This is a genomic window from Kribbella sp. NPDC051620, assembly GCF_044453825.1.
Taxonomy (GTDB): domain Bacteria; phylum Actinomycetota; class Actinomycetes; order Propionibacteriales; family Kribbellaceae; genus Kribbella.
The window spans coordinates 48280-62409 of record NZ_JBITDB010000009.1; the positions used below are offsets into that span (position 1 = coordinate 48280).

General features: G+C 66.8%; 14 protein-coding genes and 1 tRNA gene. 6 read left to right on the forward strand and 9 right to left on the reverse strand.

The features are described from left to right. Positions 1-242: 242 nt before the first annotated feature. From ACIA12_RS36785 to ACIA12_RS36805, 5 genes are all read right to left on the reverse strand, one after another. The gene (locus ACIA12_RS36785; RefSeq protein WP_396371971.1) at positions 243-1082 is read right to left on the reverse strand and encodes an alpha/beta fold hydrolase; all 840 of its coding nucleotides are present in this window, start codon (positions 1080-1082) and stop codon (positions 243-245) included. A gap of 334 nt (positions 1083-1416) precedes the next feature. Then, positions 1417-2319, reverse strand: coding sequence for a cupin domain-containing protein (locus ACIA12_RS36790; RefSeq protein WP_396371972.1), 903 nt, complete (start codon positions 2317-2319; stop codon positions 1417-1419). A gap of 212 nt (positions 2320-2531) precedes the next feature. Continuing rightward, on the reverse strand, positions 2532-3323 hold the full coding sequence (locus tag ACIA12_RS36795; protein WP_396371973.1) for an SDR family NAD(P)-dependent oxidoreductase: 792 nt from the start codon (positions 3321-3323) through the stop codon (positions 2532-2534). Positions 3324-3352: 29 nt separating this feature from the next. Beyond that, positions 3353-4363: a helix-turn-helix domain-containing protein gene (locus ACIA12_RS36800; RefSeq protein WP_396371974.1), complete on the reverse strand. Its 1011-nt coding sequence runs from the start codon at positions 4361-4363 to the stop codon at positions 3353-3355. Positions 4364-4408: 45 nt separating this feature from the next. Then, the gene (locus ACIA12_RS36805) at positions 4409-5227 is read right to left on the reverse strand and encodes an alpha/beta hydrolase (protein WP_396371975.1); all 819 of its coding nucleotides are present in this window, start codon (positions 5225-5227) and stop codon (positions 4409-4411) included. 580 nt (positions 5228-5807) lie between these two features. Between ACIA12_RS36805 and ACIA12_RS36810 the strand changes: the two genes are divergently transcribed. The 5 genes from ACIA12_RS36810 to ACIA12_RS36830 all read left to right on the forward strand — a co-directional run bounded on the left by ACIA12_RS36810 (position 5808) and on the right by ACIA12_RS36830 (position 9127). Further along, positions 5808-6212 (forward strand): RidA family protein, encoded by a 405-nt coding sequence (locus tag ACIA12_RS36810; protein ID WP_396371976.1) that lies wholly within the window; start codon positions 5808-5810, stop codon positions 6210-6212. 32 nt (positions 6213-6244) lie between these two features. Further along, positions 6245-6964, forward strand: a complete 720-nt coding sequence (locus ACIA12_RS36815; protein ID WP_396371977.1) for an alpha/beta fold hydrolase — start codon at positions 6245-6247, stop codon at positions 6962-6964. A 356-nt stretch (positions 6965-7320) separates the two neighbouring features. Beyond that, entirely contained in the window at positions 7321-7785 is a 465-nt protein-coding gene (locus ACIA12_RS36820; protein WP_396371978.1) for a hypothetical protein, read from the forward strand. A gap of 157 nt (positions 7786-7942) precedes the next feature. Then, positions 7943-8536, forward strand: coding sequence for a tetrahydrofolate dehydrogenase/cyclohydrolase catalytic domain-containing protein (locus ACIA12_RS36825; protein ID WP_396371979.1), 594 nt, complete (start codon positions 7943-7945; stop codon positions 8534-8536). 228 nt (positions 8537-8764) lie between these two features. Beyond that, positions 8765-9127 (forward strand): PRC-barrel domain-containing protein, encoded by a 363-nt coding sequence (locus ACIA12_RS36830; protein WP_396371980.1) that lies wholly within the window; start codon positions 8765-8767, stop codon positions 9125-9127. A gap of 153 nt (positions 9128-9280) precedes the next feature. On the opposite strand, the gene ACIA12_RS36835 is transcribed toward ACIA12_RS36830, so the two are convergent. Together ACIA12_RS36835 and ACIA12_RS36840 are read right to left on the reverse strand one after the other, a co-directional pair. Beyond that, complete coding sequence (locus ACIA12_RS36835) at positions 9281-10198, reverse strand: NADP-dependent oxidoreductase (protein WP_396371981.1); 918 nt, start codon at positions 10196-10198, stop codon at positions 9281-9283. A 52-nt stretch (positions 10199-10250) separates the two neighbouring features. After that, entirely contained in the window at positions 10251-10769 is a 519-nt protein-coding gene (locus tag ACIA12_RS36840) for a nitroreductase family protein (RefSeq protein WP_396371982.1), read from the reverse strand. Positions 10770-11588: 819 nt separating this feature from the next. On the opposite strand from ACIA12_RS36840, the gene ACIA12_RS36845 reads away from it, so the two are divergent. Beyond that, positions 11589-12188 carry a hypothetical protein gene (locus ACIA12_RS36845; protein ID WP_396371983.1) on the forward strand — a complete coding sequence of 200 codons (600 nt, stop codon included), beginning with the start codon at positions 11589-11591 and terminating at the stop codon, positions 12186-12188. 619 nt (positions 12189-12807) lie between these two features. On the opposite strand, the gene ACIA12_RS36850 is transcribed toward ACIA12_RS36845, so the two are convergent. Together ACIA12_RS36850 and ACIA12_RS36855 are read right to left on the reverse strand one after the other, a co-directional pair. After that, positions 12808-12880, reverse strand: a tRNA-Thr gene (locus ACIA12_RS36850). 36 nt (positions 12881-12916) lie between these two features. Further along, positions 12917-14095, reverse strand: coding sequence for an MFS transporter (locus ACIA12_RS36855; protein WP_396371984.1), 1179 nt, complete (start codon positions 14093-14095; stop codon positions 12917-12919). Between the last annotated feature and the right edge of the window lie 35 nt (positions 14096-14130).

Below are 14130 nucleotides of genomic sequence, written 5' to 3' on the forward strand. Positions count from 1 at the left end.
CTGGGCTGGTCGACCGTGAACCAGGTGCGTTGTCTTCAGTGGCCTGCCGAACGAGGTCCCAACTGGCCTGTTCCTTTTTGAACTGCTCGTATCGGTCTGCCTGAAGAGCCGGTACAGCGCGCTCGTAGCTGTCTCGGAATCCTTCGAACATCAGCTGCCGTGGGGGACATGCTCGGTGTGATGTCCTGACACATCGGTGGCACTCGATGTGTCAGGACATCAGTGACGATTCGGTTGGCCGGTCAGCAGGTGGCGCGGGCCGCGGCGACGATCACGCCGGTGACCGCGTCCGGGTCGGAGATCATCGACAGGTGCGGCGCATCGACCGTGGTGACGTGCGCACCGGCGCGCTTCGCCATGAATTGCTGCCCCGCCGCCGGGATCACCTTGTCCGCCGTACCGATGAGGTCCCAGGACGGAATGGTCTGCCACGCCGGAACACCATCGAGGGTCTCACTGAGCGTGCTGGCGGTCAGCGGCCGCTGGGTGGCAGCCAGGCCGGCGGCCTGCTTGGCAGGGATACCACCGGCGAAGAGGCCCGCGAACAGATTCGGCTTGATGTAGACGTCGGCGTTGACGACCTTTCCGGCAGCGTCGTGGATCGGCACCGTGACGATCGAGCTGTTCGGGTCCAGTTCGGAGCCGGGCACTGCGGCGGCGAGCGAGCCCACGCTGTCGCCTTGGTCGGGGATGAAGGCATCCACGTAGACGAGGGCCTTGACGTTGGGGTTGCCGGTGGCAGCGCTGGTAGTCACCATGCCGCCGTAGGAGTGCCCGACGAGCACGACCGGGCCAGGGATTGTGGCCAGCAGATCACGCAGGTACTGCGCGTCGGTTGTGAGGCCGCGCAACGGATTTGCCTCGACATCGACGGTGTACCCGGCGCTCTGCAGCTTTGCTGTCACGGCAGACCAGCTCGAACCGTCGGCCCACGCGCCGTGCACGAGCACGATCGTCGGTTTGACCTTCGCGTCGCTCTGCGTGGTTTCCGCGCTACTGGCGCTGGCGCTACCGACGCCCAGCGCAAGCGCGCCGACGGTGAGAGCCGCGACGGCCAGGGGCAGTACTTTCTTCGATGTCATGACAGATCCTTTGCAGGGGTTCGGGTTTCGACAGCGGCGCCGAGCTTGGAGACGACCTTCGGCAGCGCGCCGTGAACAGCTCGGCGTCGTCCGGAAGGGGGCGTGTGGCCCGCCCGTCGAGGACACCGTTGGTGGTGTCAGAATCGACGGTAGGGTCCTGTGCAGCCGCTGGCGCCGTTGCGCTCGTTATCCTGCACACCGTGCAGATACCTGTGCACGAATGGTCGACCTACGGTCAGACCCCTGCGCGGTAGGCACTCCAGTGATCGATCTCTGCGAGCGCGCAAGGCCCGGGGTCGGCCGATCCGGCGGTGTCGTTGCGGTTCCGGCCGATTCATTCCGGCGTTTCGGCACCCGTCCCTCCGCGCCACGCCCGCGGCGAACAGCCGTAGGCGCGCGAAAAGGCCCGGCTGAAGGCGGCTTCGGAGGTGTAGCCCACGCGGGCCGCGATCCGGCCGACCGGGTCGGCGGTGCCGCGCAGGAGGTGCGCCGCGTGGCCAAGCCGGCACCGCTGAACGTACGAACCAGGCGTTTCCCCGACCGACTCGGCGAAGCGCGTCGCGAACGCAGAACGCGACAGCGACGTGAGCCGCGCCAGCTCGTCGACGGGCCAGTCACGACCGGGGTCTCGGTGGATCGCGGTCAGGACCGGTGCGAGCACCGGGTCCATCGCCGCCGTCAGCCAGCCGGCCCGGCCTACCTCGCCGGACGCGGTCCACGACCGCAGTGTCCAGATGAAGAGCAGATCGAGGGCTCGGGACACCATCACGCGCGCGCCGGGTGCCGGGTGAGTCACCTCGGACATGAGCAGCTCCTTGATCGTCGGGAGCCACGCTGCGGATCCCGGGCCGCCGCGGATCACGATGGCGGGCGGCAGAACACCGAGCAGCGGCGCGGCGACGACCGTCTCGACGAGGAACTCCCCGGTCACCCAGCTGGCTCGCGGCGTCGCTCGGACGAGGTGCGCATCACCCCGCGCGAGCAGCACCAGGTCGCCGGTGCCCAGTTCCACGCTGCTTTCGCCCGCGACCTCGACGCTGATCCCGCCCTCATCGACAATGTGCAACACCCTGGCCCCGGCCGGGTGCCGCTCACCCGGGCTCGACCGGCGTCGCACATCGCCACCCTGCAGGTGAATTGCCTGCAGCACGTCCGAGAGCGCGTCGTGCTCGCCATACGCCGGCGGCTGTGGAGAATCGGCAAAGTCTTCCGGATCTTGAGCCATGTTGTTGCTCAAACCTCCTTCTCAAGGGCTGACGCGCCAGTGGTTGCCGCGCGAGCGGACCGAGCGGTCCCGACTGAGGAGGCAAGCCCCATGACGTCTGCTTCGCGATGCGCTCGCGGCGCTGGAGAGATGGCACCGCCACAGTGATGAACGACGAGCCGTGACACCGGACACCGGCTCGTCGACCCGGCCCAGTGGGCCGGACCGTACTACCACCCGGCGCGCTACCCGGATGCGGTGCTGGATCGGCCGGGAGCGTACCTCAGTGGGCGGGTGCCTTTGGGGCTGCTGACGGCGGCCGCGATGGCCTGGGCCGCGAGTGCGACCTCCGCGTCTGTGAGGTCGTGTTCGGCCAGTTTCGTGTCGACCCGGTGGATCAGGCCGGGGTATCGGTCTTCGTAGGCTTGCACCGTCTCGGCGTCGTCGGGGTGGATGGTGCGAACGTGCGGGCCGGTCTCGGGGACCAGGAAACCGGGGACGATGATCGTGGTTTCGATGCCGAACTCGGTCAGCTCCTGGGCGTAGGTCGCTGCGAGGTGGTCGATCATCGTGATTGCTTCGGTGTGCAGGGCGAGGTAGGGCGCGCCGTCGGCTTGGTGATTGGTCGGTATCACCCAGACCAGGAGGCCTTCGTGTCGTTCGCGCATCTGCGGTAGTACGGAGCGGTTGATGCGCTGGGTGGAGAGCACATGGGCGTCGTAGATCTGGGCCAGTTGGTAGGGGGTGAAGGATTCGAGTGGTCCGCGGGGTACGGGGCCGACGGTGTGGACGACCGCGTCGATTCTTCCGCTCTGCGTCAAGATGTTGGCGACCGCGGTCGAGACTGAGCGCTGGTCGGCCACGTCCAGCGGAATGGGGCGTAGGTCGTGGCTGTTCGGCTCGGTGAGCCGGTCGGCCGGGTGGGCGTCGGCCGGGTTGAGCCCGGCGTACACGGTGTGGCCTGACTGTGCCAGCGCGTTGGCGGTGGCAACTCCGAGGTCGCTGGAAGCCCCGGTGACAAGGACGATCTGAGACATGGGCTCCTCGATGTCAGCGAGACTACGGATCATCGCTCCGGCTTTGAGCACTGAAATGAGGAATGACTGCCTGGTGCGGAGTCGGGTTGCGCCTTGGTCGCGGTTTGACGCCACTGGCGTGGTGACAGTCCGTACTCAGCGCGGAAGAGGCGCCCGAAGCTCGATGGGTCGCGAAACCCCCAGCGTTGGGCCACGGAGGCGATGGCGACGCGCTGTGACAGGCCACTGCCGAGTTCGTCTCGGCACGCCTTCAAGCGGTGGCTGCGGATCCAGTCGCCGAGCGAGATGCCGCCCTCGGCGAGGACGTTGTACAGCTGGCGGCGGGAGATGTGGTGTTCGGCAGCGATTCGAGCGGCGTTGAGGCTCGGATCACCCAGGTGCGCACGCACGTACTCCAAGATCCGCAGCTGCAACGTGGCCTCCGATGCTGCCTTGGTCGCTGCCGAGGTGACGTCGAGATGCGTGCTGATCACTGCCCGGATGAGTTCCATGGACGACCGGCTGACCGCGTCGGCCGCGGCGCCGGCGAACGCTTCCGGCCGACCGGCGAGCTGCCGGAAGTAGCCTGCGGCCAGGCTTGCAACCGGATGCCCGGGACTGAGCCGCGTCGCCGTCACCTGCCGCACGACATCCCTCGGCAGGGCCAGCCTCTCCAACGGCATGCGGAACTGGTGTTGTCGGTAACCCTCGGAATCGGCCAGTGTGTATGGAGATGTCGAGCTGTACACCACAATGTCTCCGGGGCGCACAACGGCTTCGCGGCCATCTTGAACGACGAGGCTGGACCCGCTGACCTGCAGACCGAGCATCAGGCTGGGTGCCAGATCGTCGCGCGCCAGGATCGGGGTGCGCTCAACTTTGGGGCCATTGGATCGGATCGAGGAAATCCGCAGCTCACCAAGGTCGGCCAGCCTCCCTCGTACGACAGGGCCCGGCTCCGGGAAATCCAGCTCCACCGGAATGATCCTGGCGGCCACTGCATGCATGGTCTCGGCTCGCACGCCGGCCTCAATCGTGCGCGAGTCAACAATCTGGATCACGGCGTAGTCCTCCGTACTCGCGAGCCGCGGGCGCAGGGGTCGGTGTCACACCCGGGCGGAGAGGTGCTCCTCGGCCCAGTTCAGCGCGTAGTCGGCGACTTCTTGCCAGCCGTCCTGGCCGATGATGAAGTGCGAGCGTCCGGGGAATTCCTGGTAGTCGGTGACGGCCGCGGACTTGCTGGCGAGCCGCCAGTTGGCCTTGTTGACCTTGGGCGGTACGAGGTGGTCGGCCTCCCCTGCGATGAACAGCAGCGGGGCCTGACGCTTGCCGAAGTCGATCCGGGACGCGGCGCGTGGGTTGAAGTTGGCGAGGGCGCCCTGGAAAAGTACGCGGGCCGAGCCAGGGACGGCATACCGCTCGTAGTGGGCGGCGGACTGGCTCTCGGTGAGCGTGTTGGTGAAGGCGTAGTGGAACTGCGCCGGCGTCAGCGAGACCGCTTTGTTCTTGTTGGCCGGGTTCCCGAGGACCGGGAAGGTCGACTTGAGGGTCGACAGCGGCAGCGGGAGGACGCCCTTGACGGCCGCGGAGTCGATGGCGACGCCGACGCTGCCCAGCCCGCGGTCGAGCAGGATCTGGACGATGGTGCCGCCGAACGAGTGGCCCATGATGATCGGCGGCCGATCCAGCGTACGGATGATGTTCTCGTAGTGGTCGACCACCTCACCAAGGCCGACTCCCGCGATCCCCGCGGGGTCGCGCCGAAGCTCCTCCACCTCGCGGTCGAGCCCCGGCCAGGCCGGCGTGAGCACCCGATATCCCCGAGCCTCGTAATGCTGCTTCCACCCCTCCCAGCTGCGTGAGTTCACCCAGAGGCCGTGAACGAGCACGATCGTGCCGGCCTCGCCGGCGGAGGAATCATTCATGTGGATCTTCCCTTGAAATAGGACGCTCTATTCACTGGAGCGGGCCTCACCGGCCCGGCCCACCTCGCCTCGACACCGGTCGGGCACACATCCGCGGCAGGCTCCCAGGGTCCTGTGCGGCTCGGCCCGCCCGCTTCCGTCAAATGACCACAGGGACTCGGCGCCGTCGCGTCGCTTCGGACAGTCGTTCGACAGGTTGGGGTCTGCGTGGTGGCGCACAGCACGGGGGAGCGGTGCTGACCAGAGCAGCGCAACGGCAGCCCGGGCTCGTTCCGCACATGGTGTACCTGGCCGGGTACATGCCTGCGTTGGTTCAGCTGTGCTCGAAGGGACGGCTGTGCGCAAGGCCGGTGCAGAGGTGGTGTGGCTGTCCGAGCGGTATCGACGACAACCGTCCCGGCCGCATAAGTCGAATGTCTGCCCGCACTGCCGCCCGGCTCGCGACAGCGATGGACATCCGACAGACGCCGGCGCCGGCCGATCACGTCGAGAATCTGGGTAACCGCGGAGGAGTTCCGACTTCCCCGCAGTGATCCGGAGGACGCACGGTACTGACTATCACTGGAAAGGCCTTCACCTGATGTCCGACAAGACCGTCATCTCCACCACCGACGCCCCCGCGCCGATGCCCGTGTTCCCCCAGGGAGTCCGCAAGGGCAACCTCCTGCAGGTGTCCGGCCAAGGCTCGCTCGACCCGGCGACCGGCGCGTTCGTCCATGAGGGCGATGTGAAGGCGCAGACCACCCGCGTCCTGCAGAACATCGAGGCGATCCTCAAGGCCGGCGGCGCCACCTTCGACGACGTCGTGATGCTCCGCGTCTACCTCACCACCCGCGACGACTTCGCCCCGATGAACGAGGCCTACGCCGAGTTCGTCGGACCGCGCACCCCGAGCGGCGTGCTGCCGTCGCGGACCACGGTCTTCACCGGCCTACCGCTGGAGCACATGCTGGTCGAGATGGACGCCCTCGCCGTCCTGTCCTGAACACGCAATCCCTACTGCTTAAGGAGTTTCCTGTGGATTTCGTGTTGGTGCACGGCGGATGGCAAGGCGGATGGTGCTGGGACGGTGTGGCGGAGCACCTGCGCGCCGGGGGTCACCAGGTGTTCGCACCCACGCTGCGCGGTTTGGAGGAGGGGGACGTCGACCGGTCCGGGGTGGACCTCACCGCCATCGGCGAGGGGCTGATCGACGAGATCAAGCAGCAAGACCTCGAAGAGATGGTGCTGGTCGGGCACAGCGGGGGCGGCCCCGCCGTGCAGTACGCGGCGGACCGGCTCGCCGAGAAGACGCGAAGGGTCGTCTTTGTAGACGCCTGGGTCCTGCGCGACGGGGAAGCCATCCACGACGTGCTGCCGAAGCACTTGGTCGAACACGACCGGGAGGCTGTCACACACAGCGCGGACCGTACCCTGCCGATGGACCTGAACGTGTGGACCGAGCGCCTGATGAACGGCGCCACGCCGGAAGCACTTGCCGCGGTTACCGACCGGCTGGTCGCCACCCCGTTCGGCTGGCTCTCCGAGCCGATCAGCCTCCCGCGCTTCTGGAGTGCCGGCCTCCCGTCCAGCTACGTCTTCCTGCGCGACGACAACGCTGTGCCACGCGAGCTCTACGAAGAGATGGCGGCCCGGCTGGGAGAGCCGCGCATCGTGGAATGCGACGGACCACACGAGGCCATGCTGACCCACCCCGAAGAGCTCGCCCGCGCCCTGGTGATCGCAGGACGCGACTGACGTGGACGGCCGTGCTCCAACCGCACCGGGTATCTCGCCGGAGCGCTGCCGAGGTTCTACGAAGAACTCGGACCGGAGCGCAGTGCGGCCAGATTGCTCGTTTCTTGTCCCGTCGGATTGAAAAATGAGCGCCAGTTATCAGTGAAGGTACTTGGCAAGGATTCGCACTGGTTGGCTGCAGTCCGGAAGCCGTTGTGAGGGTGCGCTCGGCGGCCGTACGTGAGTTCGGCCTGTCCCTGCGCCTGACCGCAGTCGATGCCAATGGCAACAAACTGGAGCAGCGGGTGACCAGGCCTACGAGGTGAAGTGACCTGCTTGAGAGGTGGAAGGCCCCACCGTCGAAATAGGATCTCCGCATGAGTAACGACAGTCCACAACCGGGTGGGGTACGACAGGGTGGGCCGGCGGTGATCCGCTGGCAGCACAGCTCGGGCGGTTCCGCGTACTGTCTCGGCCGCCTCGTCGTTGCGCCGGCCTCCGAACGCCCGGTGATCGTGCTCTCGGAGCTGGCCGGGAACCCGGACGCCGTCGGCTTGGTCAGCGACTTCGCCGGTGCCGCGATGGCGGCCGCTGCCCTGTTCGGCGTCGAGCCGACCTCCGTCCACTGGCTTGCCCACCACGGCGACTTCTCGTCGTACGACGCAGCCGGTGCGCCGGAGACGCTCACCGAAGTACAGGTGCGATTCGATGGCAGTCGGTTGCACAGCGAACTGACCGATCAATGTCTGCTCCCGGCCGCCGAAACAGAAGCGTTGAGCCGGTCGCTGGAGCTGGAATCCGTCCGGGCGGTGCTGGCCACGCTCGATCTTCCGGCCCGGTGAGCGTTCGACCCACCCAGCAGCTGTCCGGCGGGAAGCTGCTGACTTCAATCCGGGCCGAGCTGGCGCCGTACCGGGACCAGATCGCGCCGCTGAACAAGCAGGTCGCGGTGATCAGATTCGCCGCGGAACCCACGGACCGGGGCAATGGCAGCGCCGGATGGAGGCGTCCCGAGTCTCGGCCGTGCAGAAGGAGAAGGCGTTCTCGCAGCTGGGTTACCGGGTCGATCATCAGGTCCTGTCCGGGCGGACCAGCGCGGCCGACTTCGCTGCCCTGATTGACCGGCACAGCGCGGACCCGAGTACGTCGGCCGTCATCGTGCAGTACCCACCGCCCCAGCATCTGGCTCCGCTGGTGCAGCGGCTCGCGCCGGACAAGGACATCGACGGCCTGCTCGGCGATCGGTCGCTTCAGCAGGCCTGTGCGACCGCGGACGGCATCACCCGGGTGGTCCGGCCGTTCACGCAGGACAACCCGCGGATCGCCGTGGTTGGCGGCCAGGGACTCGTCGGCAGCGGTGTGGTCCGGCTGCTGCAGCAGGAGGGGCTCCGGGTGGAGAGCCTCGACGCGGGCGACGACCTGCGGCGGACCCGGGACGCCGACATCGTGGTCTCGGCCACCGGCAATCCGCACGTGCCGACCGGCGAGCACATCCGGCCGCATCACCGGCTGGTAGTCGACTCCGGCTTCATGCCGCAGCCCGACGGCTCGATGTATTGGAGGTGGCTGTTCTGCTTGGCGTTGGTGACGTGAAATCACTTGGACGTCACTCGCCGTTGCTGGCCGGCTCCGACGCGCCTCGATAGGGCCGTTCGCCGCGGAGATGGCAGCCGCGAATCACGGTGACCAACGGATACCGCCCACATTGAGGGGTACCGGCCTCAACACGGCCCGAGATGCCCTATTTACGGTACCGGGTGTCCTGTGCCGATGTGGCCTATTCGTCACCGCATGCAGAAAGGCGATGGATCCGTAATGACGATGGATGCGTTTGACCCGTGGACCTACCGGGAGGCCGCTGGCTACACCGAAGGCAGCGACCTGGTCGGCTACAAGATCGCCGCGACCGATGGTGACATCGGCAAGGTCGACGAGGCGACCTACGAAGCCGGTGCCGCTGGCCTCGTGGTGGACACCGGACCTTGGATCTTCGGCCGCAAGGTGTTGCTCCCCGCCGGTGTCGTCGACCGGATCGATCCTGTCGAGGAGAAGGTGTACGTCGACCGGACGAAGGACCAGATCAAGGACTCTCCGGACTATGACGCGGAGACCGGCATCAACGACGACTACCGCACCCGGCTCGGCGGCTACTACGGCGACACCTACCGCGGTGGAACTCTGTAGATGGCCTGAACACGGCGCCGGCATTCCGGGGACCGGCGCTGTTCGCCTGACTGCCACTCCACCTTCCCTGCCCTGAATGTAGTCGAAGCGATCAGCTGCGCGGCCGGGCTGTGGGTGGCGTGACCCGAGGCCCGACCGCTGTCGCCAGAGTCCTCAGGGCCTGATGATGATGACGGTCTTGCCCTTGGCGCGCTCGCTGGTGTTGAAGGCGGCGACGGCCTCATCGAGTGTCGTCGTCGTTCCGATGTTCGTGCGCAGTCTTCCGTCCTGTACTCGCCGCGCGAGTTCGGCTAGCTGGGTGCGGTCGGCCTCGACGACGAAGTCCACGGCCAGGCCGTCCGTTGGTCTGGCCTCGACCGGGCCGACGATGGTCACCAGCGATCCGCCGGGCTTGAGCAGGGCCGCGGACCTCTTTTGGATGTCGCCGCCGATGACGTCGAAGACCAGATCGACCGTGCCGACGTCTTCCAGCGCGTCGGTCTCGAGGTCGACGAACTCGTGGGCGCCGAAATCGAGTGCCTTCTCCCGGTCGGCAGCGCGTCCGGTACCGATCACGTAGGCGCCGGCCTCGCGGGCCAGTTGGGTGACCATCGTTCCGACTGCGCCGGCGGCTCCGTGCGCGAGGACGCTCTGCCCTGCTTGCAGGCGGCCGTGCTGGAACAGTCCTTGCCACGCGGTCAGTCCCGAGATCGGAAGGCTTGCGCCGACCGTGAAGTCGAGGTCGCCGGGCAGCGGGGCGACGTTGCGGGCCTCGATCGCCACATACTCTGCCAGCGAGCCGTCGCGGTGCCAGTCGGCGAGACCGAACACGCGCTGTCCCACCGACAGTCCTGTCGTGCCGTAGCCCAGGGCGCTGACCACTCCGGCCAGCTCGTGCCCGGGGATGGAAGGGGCCCGGCCACGGTCGGCCCGGTCAACCCAGGTCGATGGCCACTCCAACTCGGTCGAGACCCATCCCGACGCACGAACCTCAACGATGACGTCGTTGATGGCTGCCGTGGGCTCCGGACGCTCGGCCAGCGTCATACCGGCCGTTCCCGCGGCCTCGTCCTGTACGACAATCGCCCTCATCAGGCACCTCCTTGGATCGAATCTTCACTCTTGCAGACGCGGACCTTGGTCTCTAGACGAAGGTGAACAGCTCGTCCGTGTCGAATCGCGAGATCGGGTTGCTGTACTGCTTGCTGGGGTCGGGGTAGCCGAGTGCCAGCAACACGGTGGTGGCGTGCCCGGTCTCCCGGATCTTGAACGCCTTGTCGACGGTGGCCGGGTCGAACCCTTCGAGTGGCATGGCTTCGACGCCGAGTTCGGCGGCCGCGATCATGGTCAGACCGACCGCCATGTAGGTCTGCTTCTCCATCCAGTGGTTCACGTCCTTGTAGGCGAAGTTGCGCAGGTCGAGGAAGTCCCGCGTCATCGATTCCCACAGCTCCTGCTTGGCCGGTTCGGGGAACCGGCCGTCGGCGAGCTGCTTCTTGCCTTCCGGCGTGGCGATGACGTAGAAGTGGTTCGGCTGGACGTTGGTCGACGTGGGCGTCGACCGCAGGAACCTCAGGAGTTGCCGAAGAGTCTCATCCGGGATGGTCCTGCTCGGGTCGAAGTACCTGGTGAGGTGCTTGCTCATGAGCTTGTCGAGATCCATGGCGATTTCCTTTGTGCAATCAGTGACGACTGGTTGGGCGGTCGGGGTTCGGATTAGTTCTTGCTGCGGGCAACGAGTACGCCGATGCGCTCGAAGCTGAGGCCCGTCGCCGCGGAGGCGAGGTCCCCGGCGACGAGGGCTTCGGTTGCCTGTGCCAAGGCCCTGGGCTCGGTGGGCTGTTGTGGCGTAGGCGAGTTCTACGCTTCCCCTGACGTAATCGGATGGCAGGGCGATCGTCTGGAAGTTGTCGTTCTGGACGGTGAGGGAGCCATCGGGCCAGCGGCGGATGACGGACCAGATGGTGCCGTTGCGGACGAAGTTGTGTTTGCTGAGGGCTAGTTGCCTGGTGTTAGGCGGGTGACGATTTTGTCGCCGACGCCGGCGTGGGTTCCATCGTGGAGGACTACGCCGTCGGCTTCGACTTCGCCGGCTTCGATTCGGTCGAGGCGGGCGTGGGTGTTGAGGCGGATCACGGTGGTGTTGTCGCTAGCGATCAGGAGGCTGTGCGGCCATCTCGGATGTCGCTTCTCCAGGACTCGTAGGCTGCGGTCTCGACGTCGTCTCCCGAATCAGTAGGCGGAAAGCGCCGCCGGTGTCGATGGCTCCGAGCTGTGCTCGTCACCGATCGGTAGGAATTTGGCGCCAGCCGCTCACCGCGGCACAAGCCGCCAAGCGGGGTTCGCTGGCGCGGGCGGACTCGGCGGTGAGACCATCCGTGGGCCGTCTCGACGCGAGTACACCCACACGTACAGCGGAACCAGACGTACTTGGTGCGCGTCTCACGCGCGTTCAGCCCTACCGACCTGAAAGGCGCATGACGTGAGCGAGCACGACCGGCAACCGCAGCCCGGACAGATCCCGGTTCTCGACACCAAGGTCGGCTGGAGTTCGCTCCAGGCCGACGGGCAGCAGATCAGTTACGGCCGGCGGTCGATGCCGCTCGACGAGATCGAGTGGGTCGGCTACTGGGTCGAGCAGGTCACCGAGAAGCGCTTCATGTTCCCGACCACGTACACGACCTACTGGCACTTCGAGGTCGGCAAGTACCCGCACAAGGCGGCGCCGGCGGTCACGGTGACCGATTCGCGGTCGGGCCGCCGAGACGAGCTGCCGGAGTGGTGGACGTTCTTGGTGAACCTGTCGGCGCAGGTCGTCGAACCACGCTTGCTCACCGACTTGGTCAACAGGGTCAGGCAGGGCGAGACCGTGACGATCGGCGGCAGCATCAAGGTGAACCAGGACGGCATCAGCTGCAAGCGTCCGAAGCTGTCCCTGGACTGGAACTCAATCCACCCACCCGTGCCACACGCCGGCATGATCTACATCTATGCGACCGACTCCGACCAGCCAGTCCTCGCCGTTCCCATGGGCCACCCCAACGCAGTCCTGATCCAACCCCTCTTCGCAGCACTCAGCTGAACTCGAGTAAGCCGGTCTCGTTCCGGTTGATGGCTGTTGGCGGTGGCGGCGCGGAGGATGGGCGTATGACTGTTACGCCGGAGAGTGTTCAGCATTCGGCACCGGTGTGCTGGTGTTGTGCCCGTGAGTTCGATGACCGGAACCTGTTGCGGTTGGGTGCCCACCCCGAGGTCGGTGTGTGTTTGGGGTGCGCCCGTTTCCTGCAGCGCAGTGCCGAGGAGCGGGAAGATCAGCTGCGTTCGTCGCGCGGGACGCAGCTGCGGGGAATGGTGCGCTCGGTGCGGGAGTGGGTGATCGGCCACCGCTGGCACGAGCTTCCAGCGATCGGTGGCTGGTTGCGGCGCATCGACCGGCGGTTGCCGTAGCCCGGTCAGGCAGTGGTGAGCAGCTGCCCGAAGAGGCGGGCGGCGTCGGGAGATCTTGCGCCCTAGGAGTGCCTTGGCCGCTGGATTCGCCGAGACGGCCGGTAGCTTTCGCAACCGGGCTGGCCTGCGGCGGTGGATGGCGCGCGGAGCGCGCTTGGTGCGGGCGTAGCCCGCAGAAGGTCGGGTGGGCGGGAGCGGGCGTAGCTGGTGCGACGGAGGAGCGCCTGCGTAGCACGCGTGGGATGAAGTATTTGAGCCGACGAGGGGACTCGAACCCCTAACCACCGCTTTACAAGAGCGGTGCGCTGCCAGTTGCGCCACGTCGGCGGGTGCGGGTCCATCGTAGTGGATGGGGGCTGGGGGTTAGGTCGGGGTGTTGAGGTTGGAGATGGGGCGGCGTAGGGCTTGGGCGCCGGGGATGGCGATCAGGGCTACGGCGGTCATTAGTAGGAAGGCGGGGCGGGGGTGGTTTACGAGGAGGCCTACTAGGGTTGCTACTACTAGGCCGCCTAGGTTGCCGGACATCCAGATCAGGCCGGCGGCTGTGCCTTCGGCTTCGCCGGTTCGGCGTTCTACTAGTTCTAGGACGATGGGCAGGGCGGGGAGTAGCAGGAAGCCGATGAGGGTGATGGCGGTGAAGGCCATGGGGGCGCTGGGCCAGAGGGCTAGGGCGGCGCAGGCTAGGGCGGTGAAGGAGAGGCTGGCTACTAGGAGGGCTGCCTCGGCGTGGTGGCGGGCTACCAGGACCGGGAGTGTGGCGCTGCCGATTACGCCGGCTACTACGTTCAGCAGGAGGATGGTGGAGGCGGTTCCGGCGGAGACGCCGGCGGGCTCCAGCAGTGCCTGGGAGAAGGTGGTCATGGCTACGAAGACGCCGAAGGGGAAGATCGCCAGCAGGCAGAGGCGGCGGATCAGGGGGTCTGACCAGGCGATTTTCAGGGCGTTGCGGTCGGGGCGGTGGTGGGCGGGTTTGTGTTCGCCGGGGGTGCGTAGGGCGAAGATCAGCCAGACCGCGGCTGCTACGGAGAAGGTCGCTGTCAGCCACAGCATGGTGGGGAGGTCGTTGCTGTCGGGGAGGATCGCTGAGAGGGCGAAGGCGATGACCATGCCGGCGAAGATGCTGGCGGTGCCGGTGGCTATGCCGGTGGGGCGGTCTTTTTCGGCCAGGTAGCGGCCGGTTATGCCGGTGACCGCGTTCAGGACCAGGGGCTGGGCGATTGCGGCCAGTAGTTGGCCGGCCAGGAGCCAGTTGTAGGTGTCGCCGAGTCTCAGCAGGGCGCCGGCGGCGGTCAGGACGGCGCCGAGGATGAGGCCGCTGCGGAACCATTTGTCCAGGATCAGGCCGGCGGGGATCGCCAGTACCACGTACAGCAGCGGGAAGACCTGGGCCAGCCAGCCGATCGCGCTTTCGGAGACGCCGTAGCGATCAGCGGCGACCGTGGTCACGCCGGCGAAGTTGAGCCAGACGAGTTGGGTGGCCGCGCCGACCAGTGCGAATGCGACGATCGCTCCCCAGCGACTGCGCAGTTTGAGCTCTACCATCAGCCTTCCCTCCCCAAATGATTACCGAACAGTAG

Excerpts from the sequence above, each read along its gene's own strand:
- ACIA12_RS36785 (WP_396371971.1), bottom strand. The coding sequence starts at position 1,082 with ATGACATCGAAGAAAGTACTGCCCCTGGCCGTCGCGGCTCTCACCGTC.
- ACIA12_RS36805 (WP_396371975.1), bottom strand. The coding sequence starts at position 5,227 with ATGAATGATTCCTCCGCCGGCGAGGCCGGCACGATCGTGCTCGTTCAC.
- ACIA12_RS36835 (WP_396371981.1), bottom strand. The coding sequence starts at position 10,198 with ATGAGGGCGATTGTCGTACAGGACGAGGCCGCGGGAACGGCCGGTATG.
- ACIA12_RS36830 (WP_396371980.1), top strand. The coding sequence starts at position 8,765 with ATGGATGCGTTTGACCCGTGGACCTACCGGGAGGCCGCTGGCTACACC.
- ACIA12_RS36820 (WP_396371978.1), top strand. The coding sequence starts at position 7,321 with ATGAGTAACGACAGTCCACAACCGGGTGGGGTACGACAGGGTGGGCCG.
- ACIA12_RS36810 (WP_396371976.1), top strand. The coding sequence starts at position 5,808 with ATGTCCGACAAGACCGTCATCTCCACCACCGACGCCCCCGCGCCGATG.
- ACIA12_RS36855 (WP_396371984.1), bottom strand. The coding sequence starts at position 14,095 with ATGGTAGAGCTCAAACTGCGCAGTCGCTGGGGAGCGATCGTCGCATTC.
- ACIA12_RS36840 (WP_396371982.1), bottom strand. The coding sequence starts at position 10,769 with ATGGATCTCGACAAGCTCATGAGCAAGCACCTCACCAGGTACTTCGAC.
- ACIA12_RS36795 (WP_396371973.1), bottom strand. The coding sequence starts at position 3,323 with ATGTCTCAGATCGTCCTTGTCACCGGGGCTTCCAGCGACCTCGGAGTT.
- ACIA12_RS36825 (WP_396371979.1), top strand. The coding sequence starts at position 7,943 with ATGGAGGCGTCCCGAGTCTCGGCCGTGCAGAAGGAGAAGGCGTTCTCG.